The 16,766-nt window shown below is 67.6% G+C and carries 13 protein-coding genes; 10 read left to right on the top strand and 3 right to left on the bottom strand.

What is annotated here, in order from left to right:
* Positions 1–53 precede the first annotated feature (53 nt).
* Complete coding sequence (locus EXE47_RS16490) at positions 54–800, bottom strand: IclR family transcriptional regulator (RefSeq protein WP_049931886.1); 747 nt, start codon at positions 798–800, stop codon at positions 54–56.
* 324 nt (positions 801–1,124) lie between these two features.
* Here EXE47_RS16490 and EXE47_RS16485 point away from each other — a divergent pair, with 324 nt between their 5' ends.
* The 6 genes from EXE47_RS16485 to EXE47_RS16460 are packed head-to-tail and all read left to right on the top strand — an operon-like array spanning position 1,125 to position 7,568.
* Complete coding sequence (locus EXE47_RS16485) at positions 1,125–2,468, top strand: extracellular solute-binding protein (RefSeq protein ID WP_137703438.1); 1,344 nt, start codon at positions 1,125–1,127, stop codon at positions 2,466–2,468.
* 18 nt (positions 2,469–2,486) lie between these two features.
* Positions 2,487–3,557 carry a carbohydrate ABC transporter permease gene (locus EXE47_RS16480; RefSeq protein ID WP_049931889.1) on the top strand — a complete coding sequence of 357 codons (1,071 nt, stop codon included), beginning with the start codon at positions 2,487–2,489 and terminating at the stop codon, positions 3,555–3,557.
* A complete protein-coding gene (locus EXE47_RS16475; protein ID WP_049931890.1) occupies positions 3,557–4,393 on the top strand; it encodes a carbohydrate ABC transporter permease in 837 nt (278 codons plus the stop codon). The genes EXE47_RS16480 and EXE47_RS16475 overlap by 1 nt, the downstream gene beginning before the upstream one ends.
* Before the next feature lie 3 nt (positions 4,394–4,396).
* Positions 4,397–5,518, top strand: a complete 1,122-nt coding sequence (locus EXE47_RS16470) for an ABC transporter ATP-binding protein (RefSeq protein WP_086215462.1) — start codon at positions 4,397–4,399, stop codon at positions 5,516–5,518.
* A gap of 6 nt (positions 5,519–5,524) precedes the next feature.
* A complete protein-coding gene (gene dgoD, locus EXE47_RS16465; protein WP_049931892.1) occupies positions 5,525–6,673 on the top strand; it encodes a galactonate dehydratase in 1,149 nt (382 codons plus the stop codon).
* Between the two features lie 40 nt (positions 6,674–6,713).
* Entirely contained in the window at positions 6,714–7,568 is an 855-nt protein-coding gene (locus EXE47_RS16460) for an SDR family NAD(P)-dependent oxidoreductase (RefSeq protein ID WP_094494349.1), read from the top strand.
* 640 nt (positions 7,569–8,208) lie between these two features.
* Here EXE47_RS16460 and bga read toward each other — a convergent pair.
* Positions 8,209–10,320, bottom strand: coding sequence for a beta-galactosidase Bga (gene bga, locus EXE47_RS16455; RefSeq protein WP_137703439.1), 2,112 nt, complete (start codon positions 10,318–10,320; stop codon positions 8,209–8,211).
* A gap of 121 nt (positions 10,321–10,441) precedes the next feature.
* On the opposite strand from bga, the gene EXE47_RS16450 reads away from it, so the two are divergent.
* Together EXE47_RS16450 and kdgK1 are read left to right on the top strand one after the other, a co-directional pair.
* Complete coding sequence (locus EXE47_RS16450) at positions 10,442–12,463, top strand: glycoside hydrolase family 36 protein (RefSeq protein ID WP_137691265.1); 2,022 nt, start codon at positions 10,442–10,444, stop codon at positions 12,461–12,463.
* Positions 12,464–12,552: 89 nt separating this feature from the next.
* Entirely contained in the window at positions 12,553–13,509 is a 957-nt protein-coding gene (gene kdgK1 / locus EXE47_RS16445) for a bifunctional 2-dehydro-3-deoxygluconokinase/2-dehydro-3-deoxygalactonokinase (protein WP_137703440.1), read from the top strand.
* A 75-nt stretch (positions 13,510–13,584) separates the two neighbouring features.
* Here kdgK1 and EXE47_RS16440 read toward each other — a convergent pair whose 3' ends face one another.
* The gene (locus tag EXE47_RS16440; protein WP_049931896.1) at positions 13,585–14,034 is read right to left on the bottom strand and encodes an acyl-CoA thioesterase; all 450 of its coding nucleotides are present in this window, start codon (positions 14,032–14,034) and stop codon (positions 13,585–13,587) included.
* A gap of 180 nt (positions 14,035–14,214) precedes the next feature.
* Between EXE47_RS16440 and EXE47_RS16435 the strand changes: the two genes are divergently transcribed.
* A complete protein-coding gene (locus EXE47_RS16435; RefSeq protein ID WP_137703441.1) occupies positions 14,215–15,822 on the top strand; it encodes a methyl-accepting chemotaxis protein in 1,608 nt (535 codons plus the stop codon).
* On the top strand, positions 15,815–16,555 hold the full coding sequence (locus tag EXE47_RS16430) for a bacteriorhodopsin (protein WP_137703442.1): 741 nt from the start codon (positions 15,815–15,817) through the stop codon (positions 16,553–16,555). The genes EXE47_RS16435 and EXE47_RS16430 overlap by 8 nt, the downstream gene beginning before the upstream one ends.
* The last annotated feature ends 211 nt before the right edge of the window (positions 16,556–16,766 follow it).

Below are 16,766 nucleotides of genomic sequence, written 5' to 3'. Positions count from 1 at the left end.
ATCTTTCGGGGAGGGGTATTAAATTAAACCGTGTTGAGCGCGGTCGCGCCGCGTCACAACAGTTCGAGTTCAATAGTCTTCGCGGCGCTGGAGACGAGTCCGGCTGTGTCTTCCTCCAACCGCTTCCCCTGCATCTCGTCTGACGGGCCGGAGACGCTGACCGCGCCCACAGGGTCGCCGTCGACGACGACGGGGGAGGCGGCGCACTGCCAGTCCGGGTCGAGTTCGCCGCGGTCGAACGCGATGTTCCGGTCCCTGATAGACCGAAGTTCGGAGCGGAGCGTCGCCCGGTCGGTCACTGTCCGGTCGGTTTTCGGGTCGAGGCCGTGACGGCCGACGTACTCGTCGACCGCGTCCGCCGACCGGAACGCGAGGATCGCCTTGCCGGCCGCGGCGGCATGGAGCTTGACGCTCCCACCGATCGAGATCGGGTGGTCTCGGGCGCCGATTCGATGTAGATAGACGGCGTCCGCGTTCTCCGGAACCACGAGGTTCGCGACCGCGTTTGTGTTCCGCGCCAGTTTTCGTATCTCGCTTTGCGCCGCCTGATAGACGGGATTGCGTTCTCTCGTCCCGAACCCGATCCGCAGGAATCGATGGGTGAGCTCGTAGGTCCCGTTGGTGTTCTTCACGTAACCGAGCGTACGGAGCGTCGAGAGGTGGTTGTGAACCGCGCTTTTCGAGACGTCCATCGCGTCGGCTAACTCGGTGACTCCGGCGCCGTCACGGTCGTATAGTTCCTCGACGATCTGCATGGACGTCTCCGTCGCCTGAACAGTGATGGTGTCCGTATCTCCCATCGTTTCTGAGAGTGGTATGAGAGACAGCGGTATAACACTTGTTTAGTATAGGAGAACACAGTCACCGATAAGAGTATTATATTATGGTTGTAGTCTATAAATTAATTACATTATGCTCACACTATTGGGTTCGGACGGAACAAATTCGAAAAAACGCATATATATCGCCTCTGTTCACCTCGTGAAAACACAAATGAAGCGGTTCTGAGCCGTTTTTAGGACAAATGCCCAGTAATTTTATATAGCTGTAACGCAAGAGACTGATAGTCAGGTTCGATCATGACTAACAAACCAAACTACGCCCAATACGGGCGACGTAGACTCATGAAAGGCGCGGGACTCGCGGGGCTCGCGGGACTCGCAGGGTGTATCGGAACCGGCGACCCAGGAAGTGGGGGAGACGGCGGCGACGGCGGCGACGGGAGCGACGGCAGTGACGGGAGCGACGGCAGCGACGAGAGCGACGGCGGCAACGGCATGGCGTCGGAGATCAACGTGTGGGGGTGGGATGTTGCCGCGCGAGCGCTGATGATAACCTCTGAGGAGTACGAGTCCGAGAACGACGCGACGGTTTCCGTCGAGGAGTTCGGTCGGTCCGCGATGAAGGACCGACTCCAGACGAACCTGCTCTCGGGCTCCGGCGCGCCGGCGGTCTCCATGTTGGAGTCCGTCGACGGCCCGTCGTTCATCGACACGGGCTCCGTCGCGCCGCTCACCGACGAGATCGAGGAAGCGGGCGTTCAGGACGACTTCGTCTCCGGGAAGTGGGAGGCCCTCACCGTCGACGGCGACATCTACGCGCTCCCGTGGGACACCGGTCCCACGGCGGTGTATTACCGCCGGTCGGTGTACGACGAACACGATATCGACCCGGACAGCATCGAGACGTGGGAGGAGTTCATCGAGGAGGGCCAGAAGCTCCCGGATGACCAGTATATGCTCAACCTCCCTGAGGGGGACCTCTCCGGCGTCTGGCGGTATCAGTTCCGCCAGCTGTCCGGCGAGCCCTTCCTCGAGAGCGGCGAGGTGAACATCCACAACGAGAAGTCGCTCCGTGTGGCCCGCAATATAAAGGAGATCTATGACGCCGATATCGCGGCCAACATTGAAGGATGGACGTCCGCCTGGTTCAGCGCCTACGGCGACGCGACGATCGCCTCGCTCCCCTCGGCGGCGTGGATGGAAGGGACTCTGCGGGCCGAGCTTCCCGACACCGCGGGCGACTGGGGAGTGTTCAAGATCCCCGCGCTGGAGTCGGGCGGGCCGCGCGCGTCGAACTGGGGCGGCTCCAACCTTATGATCGCCGACCAGGTGTCCGACGAGGCCCATGCGCGTGGGTGGGACTACATGGAGTTCTCGCTGGCGACCAAGGAGATGCAGCTGGCGATGTATGACGAGTACGGTCTCTTCCCGGCGCTGGAGACCACCTACGACGACCCGGTTTTCGACGAGGAACTGGACTTCTACGACGGTCAGCCCGCACGAGCGCTCTTCGCTGAGGTCGCACAGGACGCGCCCGGATACCGGTTTACCGCGGACACGCCAGAGGTGTCACAGGCCATCGAGACCGAGTTACAGCGGATGATCAACGGCGAGCAGTCGCCCGAAGAAGCCGTCCAGGCGGCCGCGGAGACTGTCGCCGAGAACACCGATCGGGACCTCGCGTAACTCGGAGGGACCGATCGAATGGCCACTTCTGACGAGACAAACGACCGCGTCGAGCAGACGTACCGCCGACGCGCCCGGGCGAGGATACAGAGCGTCGGGAGACGGCTCAGACGAGCGGCGCGACCGGGATGGGACAGAGTGCGGTTCGCCAGGCAGGATCTGACGGCGGCGATGCCGGCGCTGCCGCGCGTCGCGTACCTGTTCATCGCACCGTTCTTCGTACTGTTCGGGCTGTTTCTCGCCTTCCCGGTGTTTTACACGCTGTATCTGTCGTTCTTCGAGTATCAGGGCGTCGGCGAAGGATCGCTGTTCTGGATCGACCTCGGCCCGCTGTACGTCGAGATTCCACAGATCGCGCAGCTGAATTTTGTCGGGCTCGGGAACTACGCCCGCCTGCTCGGCAACGATCTGTTCTGGCAGTCGATGTTCAACACCTCGTACATCCTCGCGGTTCAGGTCCCGCTTATGATTGGGCTTGCACTTGCGCTCGCACTCGCGCTGAACGCCTCGTTCATGCGTCTCAAGGGAGTGTTCCGCACCGCGATCGCGCTGCCGGTCTCGGCGAACCTCGTCGCGTACTCGACGGTGTTCCTGCTGCTTTTCAACGAGCAGCTGGGATTCCTGAACTACGTCCTCTCCGGTGTCGGGCTCGGTCCGATACCGTGGTTGACCAGTGAGTTTTGGGCTCGGAACACGATCATCGCCGCGGTGACGTGGCGGTGGACGGGGTACAATATGATTATCCTCCTCGCTGGTCTCCAGACGATCCCACAGCAGCTGTACGAGGCGGCTGAGATCGACGGAGCGAACCGGTGGGAGAAGTTCCGCTACGTCACGCTCCCGCAGCTTAAACCGGTGCTGCTATTCGTCGTCGTGTTGTCGACGATTGGGACGTTCAAGCTGTTCGCCGAGCCGTACGTCATCACTGGCGGCGGCCCGACGAACGCGACAATCACGATCGTCCAGTACATCTACCGGCAGGCGTTCGTCAACTTCAACCTCGGCTATGCGAGTGCGCTTACGGTCGTGTTCGTGGTGGTCGTTAGCATCTTCTCAATCATCCAGATCAAGCTCGGGGGTGAGGACTGATGCGCGATCAACGCCGGAAGGACGCGGTCTGGCGGTTCCTCACCTACGCCTTCGTCATCACGATGGTTGTGGTGATGATGGTACCGCTGTACTGGATGCTGGTGGCGGCGACGCTCCCACAGGAGCAGTTCCTCCAGTTCCCGCCGCGGTTGATTCCCGGCACCGCATTCCTCGACAACTTCGCGGCACTACAGGAGCGGCTCGACTTCGTCCGTACGATCCGGAACAGCGTCTTCATCGCCGTCGTCTACACGCTGCTCTCGCTCGTGTTGTGTTCGATGGGTGGCTTCGCGTTCGCCAAGTACGAGTTCAAGTACAAGGAACCGATCTTCTATACGATCTTGGCGACGCTCGTGTTGCCGATCCAGCTGCTCGTCATCCCGCTGTTCCTGCTGATGGCACAGCTGGACTGGACAAACACCTTCCGGGCGATCATCCTCCCGTGGGCGGCCAACCCCATCGGAATCTTCCTCATGCGGCAGAACATGAAATCGATCCCGGACGCGCTGCTCGAATCCGCCCGGATGGACGGCGCGACGGAGTTCCAGATATTCTATCGGATCGCCTTACCGACAATGCGGTCGTCGCTGGCCGCGCTGGCGATCATCCTGTTCCTGTTCCAGTGGGACCTGTTCTTGTACCCGCTCGTGATCCTCGAGTCGGCAGACATGTACACCATCCCCATCGGACTGGCGCAGCTGACCGGGTTCCAGCGGATTTACTACGACCAGATCATGGTGGCGGCGACGCTTGCCATCGTTCCGATGGTCGTGTTGTTCTTAGTGCTACAGAAACAGTTCGTCAGTGGCATCCTCGCGGGGTCGCTCAAAGAGTAACCAATGTCAGGAATCAACATTACCGAATTAGACAAGGTGTACGACTCCGGAACCGAGAACGTGGTCGCCGTGGAGAGCCTCTCCGTCGATATCGACCACGGCGAGTTCCTCGTATTGGTCGGGCCGTCCGGCTGCGGGAAGTCGACGACGCTCCGCTGTCTCGCCGGTCTTGAGGACGCGACGGCGGGGACGATACGGTTCGACGGCGAGGATGTCACGGAGTACCGGGCCAGCGAACGGGACGTGGCCATGGTGTTCCAGAACTACGCGCTGTACCCGCACATGACCGTCCGGGGTAACATCGGCTTCGGGCTGAAGCTCTCGACGAAGCTGACCGGCGACGAGATCGAAGCGAAAGTTGAGGACGTCGCCGAAATGCTCGGGATACGCGAGTTGCTCGACGAGAAACCGAAGGCACTCTCCGGGGGGCAACAGCAGCGCGTGGCCCTTGGACGGGCGATCGTTCGAGAGCCGTCTGTGTTCCTGATGGACGAGCCGCTCAGCAACCTCGACGCCAAGCTCCGCTCAGAGATGCGGACCGAGCTACAGGAGCTACAGGCCGACCTTGACGTGACGACGGTGTACGTCACCCACGACCAGACGGAGGCGATGGCGATGGGCGATCGGATTGCCGTGATGGACGGCGGTGTACTCCAGCAGGTCGGGTCGCCGGAGGAGGTGTACCGCTCGCCTGTGAACCGGTTTGTCGCCGACTTCATCGGATCGCCGAGCATCAACCTCCTTACGGCCGACGTGGAAGACGGTACCCTTGCGGGTCCCGGGGGGTTCGCGTACGAGCTCGACGACTCGGAGCCGGTCGACGGACACGAACGGGTCAGTGTCGGTGTCAGGCCGGAGGACATCGAGGTCGTCGAATCGGGTCGGAACGCGGCCGACGTGACGGTCGTGGAGCCGATGGGGAACGAGAACTTCCTCTACATGGAGATTGGCGGCCACGAGCTCACCGCCCGCGTCAGCCCAACGGTCCGGCCGGCGGAGGGGTCACAGGTCGCGTTCGACTTCGACGAGGCGGCGCTGTACCTGTTCGACGTCGAGACCGGCGACGCGCTGAAAACCAAAACGGACTCCGTCGACAGCGCTGTCGTCGGAACGACACAGAACTAAGCGATCATGTACATCACCGACTACGAGCTGTTCGAAGTACCGCCTCGCTGGCTATTCTTGAAGCTCACAACGAGCGACGGTACCGTCGGCTGGGGAGAGCCGATCGTGGAAGGGCGCTCGCACACGGTCGTCGCGGCCGTTGAGGAGCTGCTCGACAACTACCTGCTCGGCGAGGACCCGACGCGGATCGAGGACCACTGGCAGGCGATGTATCGCGGGGGGTTCTACCGCGGGGGCCCCGTGCTGATGAGCGCCATCGCCGGCGTCGACCAGGCGCTGTGGGACCTCAAGGGGAAGCAGTTCGGCGCGCCAGTCCACGAGCTGCTCGGCGGCCGCGCGCGCAACCGTATCCGCGTCTACCAGTGGATCGGCGGGGACCGGCCGGCAGACGTCGGCGAGGCCGCCAGCGAGAAGGTCGACGCGGGGTTCTCGGCGCTGAAGATGAACGCGACCGCGGAGCTGCGGCCGATCGACACCCCGGCCACCGTGAACGACGCGGTCGACCGGATCGCGGCCGTCCGGGAGTCCGTCGGCGACGATGTCGACATTGGGGTCGACTTCCACGGGCGCGTGTCGAAGCCGATGGTTCGGCGGCTTGCGGCCGCGTTGGAGCCCTACGACCCGATGTTCATCGAGGAGCCGGTGTTGCCCGAGCACAACGACTCGCTCTCGGGGATCCGGCAGTCGACGACGATCCCGATCGCGACCGGCGAGCGGATGTACTCGCGGTGGGACTTCAAGGAGGTGCTCGAGGCGGACGCCGTGGACCTGATCCAACCCGACGTCTCGCACGCGGGGGGGATCACCGAGATGAAGAAGATCGCGTCCATGGCCGAGGCGTACGACGTGTCGATTGCGCCGCACTGCCCCCTCGGGCCCATCGCGCTCGCGTCCTGTATTCAGGTCGACGCCTGCACGCCGAATGCGCTGATCCAGGAGCAGTCGCTCGACATCCACTACAACGAGACGAGCGACGTGCTGGACTACCTCGCCGACCCGGCGGTGTTCGAGTACCGCGACGGCTTCGTCGACATCCCCGGCGGCGACGGGCTCGGGATCGAGATCGACGAGGAGCACGTCCGGGAACAGCACGGCAACGTTGACTGGCACAACCCCGTCTGGCGGCACGACGACGGCTCCGTGGCGGAGTGGTGATCCGGATGCTGACACAAACGCGGCGACGCGGGAGAGAGCGATGACCCGCCGACACGAATCACCGACCGACCACGCGGTGCCCCGACGCTTCGCCGGGAAGACCGCTATCGTCACGGGGTCGACGCGCGGCATCGGTGCCGGAATCGCGGAGCGGCTGGCCGCCGAGGGCGCGAACGTCGTCGTCAGCGGCCGCACCGTCGAGGCCGGTGAGGCCGTCGTCGACCGGATCGCGGACCTGTCCCCAGATGAGTCGGCCGACCGCGCGCCCGCCGGCGACGTGACGTTCGTCCGCGCCGACATGCGCGACCCGGACGACGTGGCGGCGCTCGCCGAGGCGGCCGTCGAAGAGTACGGCTCGCTCGACGTGCTCGTAAACAACGCCGGCGTCCAGACCGAGACCGCGGCTGACGAGGCGACGCTCGACGACTGGGCGTTCGTCGTCGAGACGGACTTCCGTGCGTACTGGCTCGCGGCGCGGGAGGCGCTCGACCACATGGACCGGGGGGCGATCGTGAACGTCTCGTCAAACCACGCGTACGCGACGATGCCCGCGCACTTCCCATACAACGCGGTGAAGGCGGGGATCAACGGCATGACGCGGTCGCTCGCCGTCGACTTCGGCCCCCGGGTCCGGGTGAACACGGTCGTGCCGGGCTGGGTCGAGATCGAGCGGACGCGCGACGAGCTCCCCGAGGGGCGGTTCGAGGAGGTCGAGTCGATCCACCCGACCGGCCGGATCGGCACGCCGGCCGACGTCGCCGGGGCCGTTTCCTTCCTCGCGAGCGAGGACGCCGCCTTCGTCACGGGCGCCGCCCTCCTCGTCGACGGCGGCCGCGGCGCGGTGATGCAGGACGACACCCTCCCGGACTACCGGGCGCGAGAGCGCTCGGAGTAGCCGGTCGAGGAAGATTCCGAATTGGTGGCTGTTGAACTGCTCCGACGATCACACACTGTGAATCGTCGTGATCAATACGGGGACGGCAACGGGTGAGGGCGGGAGTGCGTATCGCAGGTCGCGAGTGCGGTCGTTTATAACTGATCGAGTGGTGTTGCTGGTAGCTGTTTATAGGCGCTCGACGACGCGGTGAACACCTCTAAAGCCCCAGTCGGGAGGACTCGATGCGCTCGCTGCGGTCCTCAGTCGGTCGTTGCCACTCCCTCCCTGCGGTGCTTGCGTCGCCTGTGGCGGTTTCGCGGCTGCCCCTTCGATTCCCGCCCCGGAACAGCACCGCAGCCTCAACCTCCCCATCCTCGTCGCTGGCGGCCGTCGCTTCGCTCCGCCCGCCACCGACTCCCTCGCGCGGCGCCGCTCGCGGGCCTCCGGCCCGCTCCCGGGCCCGCGCCGACCGCTTCGTCCATTTATAAACGATCGACGCCGTGGCGTACGCCTATTTAAATATCTTATTCGCACCACCGATCTGCAACACTCACTCCCGCTATCGATCAGGTAGCACTCTTCAACGACCGGCTGTTTCAGGCGAAAAGGTTTAAGAATGGGATTCAGCGGAGCCGTATGTTTCGACTGACGTGTCCGACTACGGCTGAGCGACCCGCAGACCGTCCACGCGGTCGCCCTCGATGACGACGACTCCGTACGACCCCACAACAGCGGTGTCAGCGCGCGATTCCTCGCCGCCGTCACCCGCCGCGTCGACGGCGTCCCGGTCGGCGTCGTCGACCGCGAGCGAGTCGGGGTCGATCCCGGGCAGTCGGAGCCGGTCGCCCGTGAAGTTGGTCACCCACGTGTGGCCGCCGCGGTAGCCGACGCGGACGCCGTCCGGAAGCCGATCGGCGTAACGAATACCCGCGCGGTCGAGCAGGGCCGACGCGAGCGCGTCCGCCAGGTCCGGGTCGGGCCAGACCCCGCAGTAGGTGACGCGTCCGTCGCCGACCGCGTTGGCGACGACCGCCGGTCGACCGTCCGCCGGCCCGTCGACCTCGTACGTGTACCGGACCTCAGCGGCGTCCGGGTCGAGCCACTCGGCCCAAGTCCGGAACGAGGCGGACGGCGCCGCGCCGTCGTCGGCATCGCTCCCGTCGTCCGTGGGACCGTCCGCCCGCCGGACCGCCGTTTCGAGGCGCCGCGGCAGCGACTCGTGCTGGTCGACGGCCGCGCCGACGAGGTCGGTCAGCGGGCCGGGCTGCGACGTCGGTCGGAGCTTGTTCTCCGCGTCCTTCACGCCGGTTCGGGGTCCGAAGAGGACCTCCCCGCCACCGGCGACGTAGTCGGTCAGCCGGTCGGCGAGGTCCTCGGTGACGAGGTGGAGCGCGGGCGCGACGACGGCGGCGTATCCGGAGAGGTCGGCGCTCGGCGGGACCACGTCCACCTGGACGCCGCGACCGCGGACGGCGCCGTAGAACGCCTCTTGGAGCGCCCAGTAGTCGAACTCCGGGGCGTGGGGCTGCGCGTCGAGTGCCCACAGGGAGTCGTAGTCGAAGACGACCGCCACCGGCGCGTCCACGTGGTCGGCGCTGTCGAGCGCCGCGAACTCTTCGCTAGCGCGCGCGGCGTCAGCGTACCCGCGGTCGGGCGAGCCGTCCGCCTTCCGGAGGCCGGCGTGGTACTGCTCTTGCCCCTCGAGACAGCGCCGCCACCTGAAGTAGAGCACCGCGTCGGCCCCGTGAGCGGCGGCGTGGTGGGCCCACAGCCGCATCGCGCCCTCGCCCGGCTGGGGGCAGTGCGGCGGCCAGTTGACGTCGCCCGGCTGCTGTTCCATCACCCAGAACGGCCTGTCGAGCGCGCTCCGGTAGAGGTCGTGGTCCATCCCCACCTGGTCGGGGTCGCCGGCCCGCAGCTGGTCCGGCGACGCCTCCCCGTCGTAGCGGTCCTGAACGAATCCCGTCGGGTAGGAGTCCCAGGCGACGCGGTCGAGGTCCGCGCTCACGTCGTAGGCGTTCAGCGTTGGGAACCGTCCCATGAAGTTGTGAGTAACGAACCAGTTTGGGTCGGCCTCGCGTATCAGGCCGGCCTGGAGGCGGTTGTACTCGACGACCGAGTCGCTGGCGAAGCGCGCGTACGCCAGCAGCCGTGAGGGGTGGTGCTCCGCGGGGGTCGGCCCCGGCGGGTCGACCTCCTCGAACGAGCCGTACTGCTGGCTCCAGAACGCGTTCCCCCACGCCTCGTTGAGCCGGTCGATGTCGCCGTAGCGGTCCGCGAGCCACGTCCGGAACGCCTCGGCGCAGTCGTCGCAGTAACAGCGGACGGTCCGATGACAGCCGAACTCGTTGTCCGTCTGCCAGCCGGCGACGTGCGGCGAGTCGGCGTACCGTTCGGTGACCCGCTCGACGATCCGTGCCGTCTCCTCGCGGTAGGCGGTGGAGTTGAAACAGTAGTGGCGGCGGCTGCCGTGTTGACGGACGGTGCCGTCGGGCTCTTCCTGCCGGATCGACGGCCGCTCGTCGACTAGCCACTTCGGCGGCGTCGCCGTCGGCGTACATAACACCGCCTCCATCCCGTGGTCGCCAACGAGCTCGATCGCCTCGTCGAGCCACCCGAAGTCGAACTCCCCGCGCTCGGGCTCAAGAACTCCCCACGAGAACTCCGCCATCCGCACGTATTCGAGGCCGGCGTCGGCCATCGCGGCGATGTCGCGTTCCCACTCTTCGCTCGGCCAGTGTTCCGGGAAGTAACAGACTCCGGTTCGCATGGCTCACCGTGTCGACCGTGTCACCTAAGCGTTCGGATAGGCGGAGTCGACGGCGGTCGGCCTCCGCCCGACGGGGCGCTCGCGTGGCAGGGTATTTGTGGGGGCACGGAGAGGGTGTGATATGAACGAGGGCAGGGCGCACACCACCGCAGTCACGTACGACCCGACCGACCGCGAGGTCACGGTCGCGGACGACGCCGGCGACCTCCTCGTCGGGAGCCTCCACGCGGCGGCGACCGACGGGGAAGACGGGCGGGTGCGGGTCGCAGCGGTGTCGCTGTCGACGGAGGGCGGCGGCGTGACCGCGACCGTGACCGTCGAGAACGCCGGCAAGGAACCGGTCCGAGTCGGCGACGTGACGTGCGCGTTCGACACCGCGTTCGGCGCTGACGCGCGTGTGTACCGGCACGGGTACCAGTCGTGGACGCCGACGGGGACGCTCTCTGTCGGAGAGCGGTTCCCGATCGAGGACCCCGACAACGCCCCGATGATGAACGACCTCGCGGCGTCGACAGACGACCGGGTCAGCAGCTACCTGACCGGGCTCGTCGAGGGGGATCGCGGCGTCACGGCGGGGTTCCTCGAACACGACCGGTTCTGCACGCGGTTCGAGGTGGCCGACGACGCCGACGGGGTCGCGACGCTGCGCGCGGTGTGTCCGCTGGAGGGGACGCGCTTGGCGCCCGGCGAGCGGACCGAGCTACCGCCGTTGTGGGTTGACGCCGACCGCGACCTGCGGGAGGGACTGGCCGCGCTGGCCGACCGCGTCGGCGAGCGGATGGACGCCCGCGTACCCGAGCGCGCGCCGACCGGGTGGTGTTCGTGGTACCACTACTTCACCGATGTCACCGAGGCGGACGTGCGGGAGAACCTCGCGGAACTCAGAGGGTGGGAGATCCCGGTCGACGTGGTCCAAGTCGACGACGGCTACATGGAGGCGTTCGGTGACTGGCGGTCGATCGCCGACGGGTTCGAGGATATGAGCACCGTTGCGGGTGACATCGCGACCGCGGGGTACCGCCCGGGATTGTGGCTCGCGCCGTTCTACGTGGAGGCCGGCGCTGACCTGTATGCCGACCACCCGGACTGGTTCGTCACGGAGCCGACGGACGGCGCTGGCGACGGTCCGGGAACGCCGGTCGACGGCGGCTTCCGCGCCGGGTCCGAGCTGTACGGGCTCGACACGACGCACCCAGAGGTCCTCGACTGGCTCCGCGAGACCGTCTCGACGGTTGTCGACGAGTGGGGATTCACCTACCTGAAGCTCGACTTCCTCTTCGCGGCGGCACTCCCCGGCGAGCGGCACGACCCCGAGGCCACCCGGATCGAGGCGTATCGGCGGGGCGTGGAAGCGATCGCCGAGGCGGCCGGCGACGACGCGTTCCTCCTCGGCTGCGGCGCGCCGATGGCCCCGAGCGTCGGGCTCTTCGACGCCATGCGGGTCGGCCCGGACACTGACCCGACATGGGAGACGCCGGGGGAGTCGGGGAGTCAGCCGGGGCTGAAAAACGCCGTCCGCAACACACTCACCCGAAACTTTCTCCACCGGCGGTGGTGGCTCAACGACCCCGACTGCCAGCTCGTCCGAGACACGAGCGACCTCACCGCGGCCGAGCGTGAGTCGTTCGCGGCGCTCGTCGCCGCGACCGGCGGCGTGAACGTGTTCTCTGACCGGCTCGCGGAGATCGGTGCGGCCGGCCGCCGGCTTCTCGAACGGACGATCCCGCCCGCGACCGGCGGCGAGGTCGGGCGACTCGACGAGGAGCGGTTCCCGTCGCGAGTCGTCTGCGACCGGCCGGGCGACGGGGCCACGACCGTCGCCCTGTTTAATTGGGCGGACGAGCCGTCGACCGTCAGGTTCGACGCGCGCGAGCACGGGTGGAGGGGGGGACCAGAATCGGACCGGGTCGTCTGGGACGGGCTCTCCGGCTCGGTTGTTGCCGGTCCGGTCGTCGAGCGCGAGCTGCCGCCGCACGGCGCGGCCGTGTTCGCCGTCGTCTCGGCCGAGGACGGCGACCTGCTCGGCGACGCCGCGACGCTCACGGGGGGGTCGGACCGCGCGTCGGGGGCGACCGTTCGAGACGGGGCCCTCACGGCGGCGGTCGACGGGGAGCGCGTGACGTTCGCGCTCGACCGCGAGTGACGACCGCCGCCGATCACCCGTTCTTATAATTGGTCGAGCGTAGCACCGGGTATGAACACGTTCGAGACCTGCTGTGTGGGGTGGCGCCGATGACTGACCTCGTGACCTTCGGCGAGACGATGCTCCGGCTGTCGCCGCCGCGCGGCGACCGGCTCGAGACGACGCGCGAGCTGGCCGTCCAGGCCGGCGGCGCGGAGAGCAACGTCGCGGTCGGCGCGGCGCGGCTCGGCGTCGACGCCGCGTGGCTGTCGAAGCTCCCGGACTCGCCGCTCGGCCGGCGGGTGACGAGCGAGCTCCGAAGTCACGGGGTCAGCCCGGAAGTCGCGTGGGCGGACCCGGACGAGAGTCGGGTCGGGACGTACTACCTCGAACACGGCGGCGCCCCGCGCGGGACGAACGTGATCTACGACCGCGCAAACGCCGCGATCACGACCGTCGAGCCCGACGAGCTCCCCGCGGCGCCGCTCGACGGCGCGGAGTGGTTCCACACGACGGGGATCACGCCGGCGCTGTCGCCGGCCGCCGCGGAGACAACGACCGCGCTGCTGCGCCGCGCGGGCGAGGCGGGCGCCACCCGCTCGTTCGACCTGAACTACCGGTCGAAGCTGTGGGGGCCCGACGAGGCACGCGACGCGTACGAGACGCTGTTCGAGCACGTCGACACCCTGTTCGTCCCCCACCGGGACGCGCGGGCGGTGCTGGACCGCGACGGCGACGCCGTCGAGGTCGCCCACGGCCTCGCGACCGACCACGCCCTCGACACTGTGGTGGTCACCCGCGGCGACGAGGGGGCGACGGCGCTCACGGGCGGCGACGTGTACGAGCAGACGGTGTTCGAGGCGGAGACGTTCGACGCGATCGGCACCGGCGACGCGTTCGTCGCCGGGTTCGTCGCCGAGCGACTGCGGGGCGGCGACGTCTCCGCGGCCCTGGAGTGGGGGTCGGCGACGGCGGCCGTGAAGCGGACGACCGACGGCGACCTCGCGGTCACGACCCGCGCGGAGGTCGCGTCCGTCATCGACGGCGCCGACCGGATCAGCCGCTGACGCGTCGAGCGTCGCGCGCGCGGCGGTCGGCCCGCACGTTCGGTGGTCCTCGTTTGGATCGGTCGTCTCGGCCGCTCAGCGGTCCTCGTCTGGCTCCGCAGCGAGCGCCTCGTCGCGGAGTTCGCGGCAGCGCTCGCCCGCGACCTCCAGGTCCGGGACGGGCGTCGGCTCCCCGTCGGCGTCGACGGCGACGAACACGAAGTACGACTCCGTGGTGAGCTCGCGCTCCCCGGTCCGCGGCGACTCGCGGTACGCGCGGATCCGCGTCCGGAGGCTCGTCCGCCCGACTGCGTACACGTACGACTCGATGACGCAGGTGTCCCCCTGCGGCACCGGCCGCTTGAAGTCGAGCTCGTTGATCTTGGCCGTGACGCAGGTCTCGCCCGCGGCGCGCATCGCCGACATCGCGCCGATCTCGTCCATCCACTTGACGACGTTCCCCCCGTGGGCCGACGCGTAGTTGTTCGTGTGGGTGGGCTGGACGCGCTGGCGGTTCTCGATGTAGGTCTCGCTGACGCTGGGCATGGATACGGGTGGCACGGCCGAGGGAAAAGCCCGCGCCCCGGCGCGTCGCCGGCTCGCAGTCGCTCGATTTCCGATCGCCGACCGCTCTGCCCGCGGCTCGCACGCTCGCCGCTCTGATTATCGATCCCGGTAATTTCGCCTGTACTCCTAAGTAAGGTGGTTATTACTCTCCGATCATACATGCTGAACGTAATCACCGGGCGGTACGGTCGACGCGTCGGGGCGGCGGTGCTCTCGACCCTCGTCGTCACGCTCGGGTTCGTCGGCCTCTTCGCGGGCCACGTCGCGACGGTCGGGACGCCGGAGGCCGCGACCGCGTCGCTCATGGGGATCGGCGTCGTCCTCACCCTGAACCTGGGCCTACTGGGGATCGTCATAGTCGGCAACGTCGCCGTCGAGCTCCGGCGGCTGACGCAGACGGCCGAGGCCGTCGGCCGCGGCAAGTTCGACGCGAGCGCCAGCTCCGACCGCGGCGACGAGATCGGGCGACTCTTCGACGCCTTCGACGAGACCCGGCGGTCGCTGCGGGGCGCGGTCGCCGAGTCCGAACGCGCGAAGTCGGAGGCGGAGACGGCCCGTGAGGAGGCCGAGGAGCTCTCCGACACGCTGCTCGAACGCGCCGACGAGATCGGCGGCGCGATGGAGCGGGCGGCCGACGGCGACCTCTCCCGACAGCTCTCCGAGGAGAGCGAGGTCGACGCGATCGAGCGCATCACGGCCGCGTACAACGAGATGACCGGCGGGCTCTCGACGACGATCGAGGACATCCAGACGTTCGCGGGCGACGTGGAGGCGACGAGCGAGGAGATGGCCGCCGAGGCCGACGACGTGGCCGCGATGAACGAGGAGGTGGCCGACGAGATGCGAACGCTCGCCGACGAGTTGGACGAGCAGACCGACCGGCTGCGCGAGACGGCCGCCGACACCGATGACTTCTCGGCGACCGTCGAGGAGATCGCCTCCACCACCGACGAGGTGGCGGGCGACGCGAGCGCCGCGGCCGAGCTCGGCGAGGAGGGCGAGCAGCGCGCGACCGAGGCGGTCGAGGCGATCGTCGAGATCGGCGACCTGCTGGCAGAGCTCGACGACCTCGTCGCCGGGCTCGACGACCGGATGGACGGCGTCGCGGAGACGACCGACGTGATCGCCGACATCGCTGAGCAGACCAACATCCTCGCGCTGAACGCCTCCATCGAGGCGTCGCGAGCGGGTGGTGACGGCGACGGATTCGCGGTCGTCGCCGACGAGGTAAAGGGGCTCGCCGAGGAGACGCGCGAGTCGACGACGGCAATCGAGTCGACGATCGGCGAGGTGACCGACGACGTGTCGGCGGTCGCCGGAGAGATGGACCGGACGATGACCGAACTGGACGACACGACCGCCGCGGTCCGGGCGGCGGGCGAGGCGATCGAGGAACTCACCGGCACCGTCGAGGACGTCGACGTCGCGATGGGGGACATCGCCCGCGCGACCGACGAGGGCGCCGAGGGGATCGAGTCGGTCGCGGCCCGCGTCGAGGAGGTCCACAACTCGGCGACCGACGCGGCCGACCGCGCGCGGACGCTGGCCGAGACCGCCGACGACACCGCTGAGACGGTCGGCGACCTCGCGGAGACGGCGACGGCGCTCGCCGAGCGGACCGCGTCGCTCACCGAGCGGCTCGCGCAGTTCGAGACGCGCGGAGACGCGGCCGACGTCGCGGCCGCGACGACCGCGACGGGGACGGACGCTGGGACGGAGCCCCCGGCGGGCGCCGCCGGCGACGCGGAGGTGAGCGCCGATGATTGAGCCGTCGACGGTGCGGTTCGCCTCGGCGGGGGTCTACGCGGTCTCCGCCGTCGTCCTGCTCGCGCTGGCGCGGCGTAAACCCCCCGAGCTGCGGCGGTACTGCTACCCGTTCATCGCGGTCGTGGCGCTCGCGGGCGTCGGGATCGGGACGTGGGGCGCCGGGATCGGGGCGTTCTCGGTCGGGAGCGGCACGCTGGAGGCGGGGCAGCTGCTCTCCGACTACGTCGCGTACCCCTTCCTGTTCGGGTTCGCGGCGTTCGTCTCGGGGGCGGGCCGGCGGTACGTCTGGGGGATCGTCGCGCTCACCGTCGCGATGCGGCTCGGCTACGACTTCGCGGAGGTGTTCGAAGGCGCGCTCGCGACGGCGGGCACCCTCGGGATCCTCGTCGGGTACCTTGTCCTGATCGGGCTGTTCTTCGGCCCGATCGCGGGCGCGGCCGCCCGACAGCCGCCCGCCCGGGAGCTGTTTTACAAGAAGACGCGGAACCTCGCGCTGTTCGCGTTCGGCGTCCTGATCGCGTGGGCAATGTTACAGATCGCCGGGCTGTTCGATCAGTTCTCCGCGGCGGTGACCTTGGAGTACCTCGACCTCCTGCTCCGGGTCGGGTTCGCGGGCTTCGTGTTCGCGAACGTGGAGACGCTGGCGGCCGAGGCCGACTCCGAGATCGGCGAGGAGGACGGTGATGCGGGTCGGGGCACGACCGCAACGGTGTCGGTGTCGAGCGCGGACTGAGTCGGCGTAATCGGACTTTTTACCAGAATTGAGGCGAGAATGCCCCTTCCTCAAGGAGCGACTATCGGGAGCGAGTAGGGAGGAGATGAATCGCCGCACGCAGTACAAACCATTAAATAAACATATCCCAAACTGAGGGACAGCGATGGAATACAGTCACCGCTACCACGCCTATCCGACACAAAAGGTGGCGGAGACTGTCGAACAGCAC

The organism is Halorubrum sp. GN12_10-3_MGM, assembly GCF_005435235.1.
Classification (GTDB): Archaea; Halobacteriota; Halobacteria; order Halobacteriales; family Haloferacaceae; genus Halorubrum; species Halorubrum ezzemoulense.
The sequence above is the reverse complement of the archived record's forward strand: the minus strand, read 5'-3'. Positions and strand labels throughout refer to the sequence as shown.